Consider the following 5,001-nt stretch of genomic DNA (forward strand, 5'->3'; position numbering starts at 1 on the left):
CCCCCCCCCCCCCCCCCCCCCCCCCCCCCCCCCCCCCCCCCCCCCCCGCCCCGCCCCCCCCCCCCCCCCCCCCCCCCACCACTTTTTGTTTTCCCAAAACCGGTTCCCACTTTTGGGTCCGATGCTCTCGAGCAGCAGGAGACGATCATGTCGCGCATTGGAATCCACTCTTTCGTCTGGTCGGCGAGCTCGGCGCAAGGCGACCTCGAGCGGACGCTGGCCAACACCAAGGAGGCCGGCTTCGACTTGATCGAATTCTCCTATCTCGACCCCGCCAATGTCGATGTTGGCGGGCTGGCCAAGCGCATCGCCGACCTCGATCTCGGCGTGGCGATCAGCATCGGGCTGCCGCCCGACGGCGACATTTCAAGCGCCGACAAGGCGATTGCCGCGCATGGCGTCGAAATCCTGAAACGCACGATCGCGCTCACCCGCGATCTCGGCGGCCAGAAGGTCGCCGGCATCCTCAGCACCAGCCATGGATTGCAGACTGAGGCGCCGACGCGCGACCAATGGAACCGCAGTGCCACCACGCTTGCCAAGGTCGCGGAGACCGCCAAGGCCGCCGGCGTCACGCTCAATCTCGAGATCGTCAACCGCTTCGAGAGCAATCTGCTCAACACCGCGGCGCAAGGGTTGGCCTTCATCGAGGACACCGGTTCCGACAACATTTTTCTGCATCTCGACACGTTCCATATGAACATCGAGGAGGCCGATATCGGGTTGGCAATCCGCCACGCCGCCAAAAAGATCGGTTATGTCCATATCGGCGAGAGCCATCGCGGCTTCCTCGGCACCGGCAACATCGACTTCGCCTCGACCTTCGATGCGCTGACCGCAATCGGCTATGGCGACGACCTCAGCTTCGAATCCTTCTCGTCGGAGATCGTCGACGAGAACCTGTCGAAGAAAACCGCCATCTGGCGCAATCTGTGGACCGACAATATGGAACTGGCCCGGCACGCACGCCGCTTCATCGCCATCGGGTTGGAGACGGCACGGCGCAAGGCCGAGCTTGTTGCGTCAAGCCATCAGCTTTAGCACCTGTTTGCGATCCTCAGGCCAGCTCAAAACGTTCCACAGCGCGCATGATGCCACGCAGTTCGGCGAGGCCTTTCAGGCGGCCGATCAACGAGTAGCCGGGGTTGATCCTGGTCTTGCCGATGTCGTCGGCGAGCAGATGGCCATGATCGGGACGCATGGGAATCCGCCAGTCGGCACGGCCTTGCTTGCGGCGGCGCGTCTCTTCCCGCATCAAAGCGAGGATGACATGCGCCATGTCGGTGCCGCCCTCCAGATGTTCGGCTTCATAGAAGGAGCCGTCATCCTCGATGGATACATTACGCAGATGGACGAAATGGATCCGGTCGGCGAATTCCTTGACCATGCCGACAATGTCGTTGTCGGCGCGCGTACCATAGGAGCCGGTGCAGAATGTCAGGCCGTTCGCCGGGCTGTCGACGGCGTTGAGGATGAAACGCGCGTCCTCGGCGGTCGAAACGATCCGTGGCAAGCCATAGAGCGAGAATGGCGGGTCGTCGGGATGGATGCACATGCGCACTCCCTCCTGCTCGGCCACCGGAATGATCTCGCGCAAAAACCAGGCAAGATTGTCGCGCAACTCCTTCGGCCCGATCGAGTCATATTCCGCCAATGCCTCGCGAAAACTATCACGGTCGTAGCTGCGCTCGGTCGCCGGCAGGCCGGCAATCAGATTGCGCTCGATCCTGTCGATCTGCTCGTCGCTCAGTTCCTTCAGTCGCGATTCCGCTTCGGCGACACGTGCCACGCTGTAGCTGGCTTCGGCATTCCTGCGCTTCAGGACGAAAATGTCGTATGCGGCAAAATCGATCGCATCGAAACGCAGGGCGTAGCCCGTCGTTGGAAGCCGATAGGCAAGGTCGGTGCGGGTCCAGTCGACCACAGGCATGAAATTATAGCAGATCGTCGCAATGCCAGCCTTGGCGAGCGCACGGATCGTGTCTTTGTACCAGCCGACATAGCGAAGCCGTTCCGCCGAGCCGATCTTGATCGAATTGTGGACGGGAATGCTCTCCACGACCGACCAGGTCAGCCCTTCGGCCTCGATGATGTGCTTGCGCTCCAGGATGTCCGTCAAAGGCCAGGCGCGGCCGTCGTAGATATTATGCAGGGCGGACACGACGCCCGTGGCTCCGGCCTGCTTGACATGATCGAGCGTCACCGGGTCGTCAGGGCCATACCAGCGCCAGAATTGTTCCATCGAGGCTTTCCCTTTGCGATAAAACAGAACCGTATTGTTGGGCCACAATGGAAGTCAAATTAAAGGAGTTTGCGCAATGAAGGATTTCGACGGCAAGATCGCTCTGGTGACGGGGACGACCGGGATCGGCCTGGCGACCGCCAGACGTCTTGCGGCGGGCGGCGCGGCGATCATCGCCTGCGGCATCGATCGCGCGGCCAACGCGGCGATGACAGCGGAACTGGACAGCTCCGGCGCCGGGTCGCTGGTCATGGCCGTCGACGTCTCCGTGCCGGATCAGATTCGCGACGCGGTCGCGACCGGTGTCGAGCGGTTCGGCGGCCTCGATATCATTGTCAATTCCGCGGCGGTCCATCCATATGGAACCGCTGTTAGCACCGATTTCGACACCTGGAACCGGGCGATGTCCGTAAATGTCGGCTCGATCTACATGACCGCGCATTTCGGCATCCCGGAAATGATCAGGCGAGGCGGCGGCGCCATCGTCAACGTGGCTTCGGTGCAAGGTTTCGCCTGCCAGCAGAACGTCGCCTCCTATGCCACGACTAAGGGCGCCATCCACACATTGACGCGCGCTCTGGCGCTCGACCACGCGCGCTCTGGCATTCGCGTCAATTCCGTCAGCCCGGGCTCGATCCGCACCCCTATCTTGGAAAAGGCGGCGCGCGGCGAAAACGGCACCGACGCCGATGTCGAGGCCGCCTACAAGCGCTTCGGCGAAGCGCACCCCATCGGGCGCATCGGCGAGCCGGAGGAAGTGGCGGAACTCATCGCCTTTCTGTGTTCGTCGAAAGCCGGGTTCTGCACCGGCGCGGACTACAGGATCGACGGCGGCCTGACCGCCGGCATCGGCGTGAAGTAGAACGGGAAAATCGGTCTCGGCTTTACGGGAGACGTTGTCATCGGACGATATTCAGGCAGCCGCCACACGTAGCACCGACGGCGAACCAATAGCGCATAACATGCGCGAGCGCGAATAGTGCACTTGCAGCCGGTTCAACCGTCTGATTCCCTTGGTCACGCTCGGCTGTCCTGATTCGCGCACTGTCCAAAGTCTTTGCAGTGCGCCGGGAACAAGCCTTCCACCGACCGCTGCGCTTGCGCATTCAAGGGGAGAGACGGCAAATGAACACTGCAACGAGGCCGGCAATCTCGGAGATGAGGCCCAAAATATCCGTCATCGGGGTTGGCGGCGGTGGCGGCAACGCCATCAACAACATGATCGCCGAAGGCTTGCAGGGCACCGAATTTATCGTTGCCAACACCGATGCCCAGGCGCTCACCATGTCGAAGGCAACGCGGCTGATCCAATTGGGAGCGCACGTCACGGAGGGCCTTGGTGCAGGATCCCTGCCCGAGGTCGGCCATGCCGCGGCCGTGGAATCGATCGACGAAATCATGGACCATCTTGCGGGAACGCATATGTGCTTCGTGACCGCGGGCATGGGAGGCGGAACTGGAACCGGTGCAGCACCGGTCATAGCGCAGGCCGCGCGCAACGCGGGAATACTGACCGTGGCCGTCGTCACCAAGCCGTTCGTCTTCGAAGGAAACCGCCGAATGCATGCCGCCAATGAGGGCATCGAGCGGCTGCGCGAAAGCGCCGACACCGTCATCGTCATACCGAATCAGAACCTTTTCAGGATCGCCGATGCCAAGACGACCTTCGCGGACGCTTTCGCCATGGCGGACCGCGTTCTCTACGCCGGCGTCGGCTGCATCACCGATCTCATCGTCAAGGAAGGCCTGATCAATCTCGACTTCGCCGATGTGAAGTCGGTGATGCGCGATATGGGTCGCGCGATGATGGGGACCGGCGAAGCCACCGGGGAGGACCGCGCCAGGAAGGCAGCCGAAGCGGCGATCGCAAACCCGCTTCTCGACGAAGCGTCGATGATGGGCGCCAAGGGCGTCCTTGTCTCGATATCGGGCGGCACTGACATGACGCTGTTCGAGGTCGACGAAGCCGCCACCCGCATACGCGAGGAGGTTGACGCCGATGCCGACATCATCGTCGGCGCCATTTTCGACAAGGCGCTCGCAGGAAAATTCAGGGTGTCGGTCGTTGCGACGGGATTGCGGCGGGGGCTTGAGATTCCGCTGACCGTGGGGTTGGAAAACCGTATCAACTGAACCAGGCGCCATGACAGCGCCGGCGGTAGCAATTCGACTTGAAAGTCCGCCGCTCCGGACACCGCCGCCAGACGGTGGTCGGGCGGAACGCCCAACCGCAATTGTTGCGGGATGAGCCTGCGGAGCAAGTTGTCGGTTTTGCCTGCGCGACTCTTGCTGTCGAATTGGAACGCCAGCCAGCGCTCATGGCGCCGGCCGCGTGAACAGGGTGCGGAACAGTTCCTCAGCCCGTCGCAGGCCTTCATCTGTCAGAACCACCGACTTCGCCTTGTTTGCTGGATTGGCGATCAGTCCCTTCTGGTGCAAGCGATCCAGAGCATCCCAATCCAATCCCTTCCAGGCGCGCCTCTCTTCATGCAGCGTTAGCCAAAGCAGCCCCAGAACGGCATTGTCGATCTTGTCGGTGTCCATCTCCATGCCAAGCAGTTTAACACGGGAAAACGGCGCCTGCCGAGACCCACACCGTAGGGTAACGTGATGAGCATCAAAAACTGGCCGCGCCAGGGCGCAAACGCAAAACGGCCCGCGCGAGGCGGGCCGTTTTTTTGATTTGGTTGCGGGGACAGGATTTGAACCTGTGACCTTCAGGTTATGAGCCTGACGAGCTACCGGGCTGCTCCACCCCG

At 62.0% G+C, this 5,001-nt stretch carries 5 protein-coding genes; 3 read left to right on the forward strand and 2 right to left on the reverse strand.

The window, feature by feature from the left end:
• The first annotated feature begins 147 nt into the window (after positions 1 to 147).
• A complete protein-coding gene (locus AC0L3N_RS33550; RefSeq protein ID WP_473551951.1) occupies positions 148 to 1,041 on the forward strand; it encodes a sugar phosphate isomerase/epimerase family protein in 894 nt (297 codons plus the stop codon).
• Between the two features lie 16 nt (positions 1,042 to 1,057).
• On the opposite strand, the gene uxuA is transcribed toward AC0L3N_RS33550, so the two are convergent.
• Positions 1,058 to 2,242: a mannonate dehydratase gene (gene uxuA, locus AC0L3N_RS33555; protein WP_473551953.1), complete on the reverse strand. Its 1,185-nt coding sequence runs from the start codon at positions 2,240 to 2,242 to the stop codon at positions 1,058 to 1,060.
• A 76-nt stretch (positions 2,243 to 2,318) separates the two neighbouring features.
• On the opposite strand from uxuA, the gene AC0L3N_RS33560 reads away from it, so the two are divergent.
• Positions 2,319 to 3,104, forward strand: a complete 786-nt coding sequence (locus tag AC0L3N_RS33560; RefSeq protein ID WP_473551955.1) for an SDR family NAD(P)-dependent oxidoreductase — start codon at positions 2,319 to 2,321, stop codon at positions 3,102 to 3,104.
• 263 nt (positions 3,105 to 3,367) lie between these two features.
• Complete coding sequence (gene ftsZ, locus AC0L3N_RS33565) at positions 3,368 to 4,375, forward strand: cell division protein FtsZ (RefSeq protein ID WP_473551957.1); 1,008 nt, start codon at positions 3,368 to 3,370, stop codon at positions 4,373 to 4,375.
• Positions 4,376 to 4,558: 183 nt separating this feature from the next.
• Here ftsZ and AC0L3N_RS33570 read toward each other — a convergent pair whose 3' ends face one another.
• Positions 4,559 to 4,792, reverse strand: a complete 234-nt coding sequence (locus AC0L3N_RS33570; protein WP_123151629.1) for a DUF6429 family protein — start codon at positions 4,790 to 4,792, stop codon at positions 4,559 to 4,561.
• Between the last annotated feature and the right edge of the window lie 209 nt (positions 4,793 to 5,001).

Source organism: Mesorhizobium sp. WSM4807, from assembly GCF_055811615.1.

Coding starts and splice junctions, on each gene's coding strand:
- ftsZ (WP_473551957.1), top strand. CDS start 3,368: ATGAACACTGCAACGAGGCCGGCAATCTCGGAGATGAGGCCCAAAATA.
- AC0L3N_RS33570 (WP_123151629.1), bottom strand. CDS start 4,792: ATGGAGATGGACACCGACAAGATCGACAATGCCGTTCTGGGGCTGCTT.
- AC0L3N_RS33550 (WP_473551951.1), top strand. CDS start 148: ATGTCGCGCATTGGAATCCACTCTTTCGTCTGGTCGGCGAGCTCGGCG.
- AC0L3N_RS33560 (WP_473551955.1), top strand. CDS start 2,319: ATGAAGGATTTCGACGGCAAGATCGCTCTGGTGACGGGGACGACCGGG.
- uxuA (WP_473551953.1), bottom strand. CDS start 2,242: ATGGAACAATTCTGGCGCTGGTATGGCCCTGACGACCCGGTGACGCTC.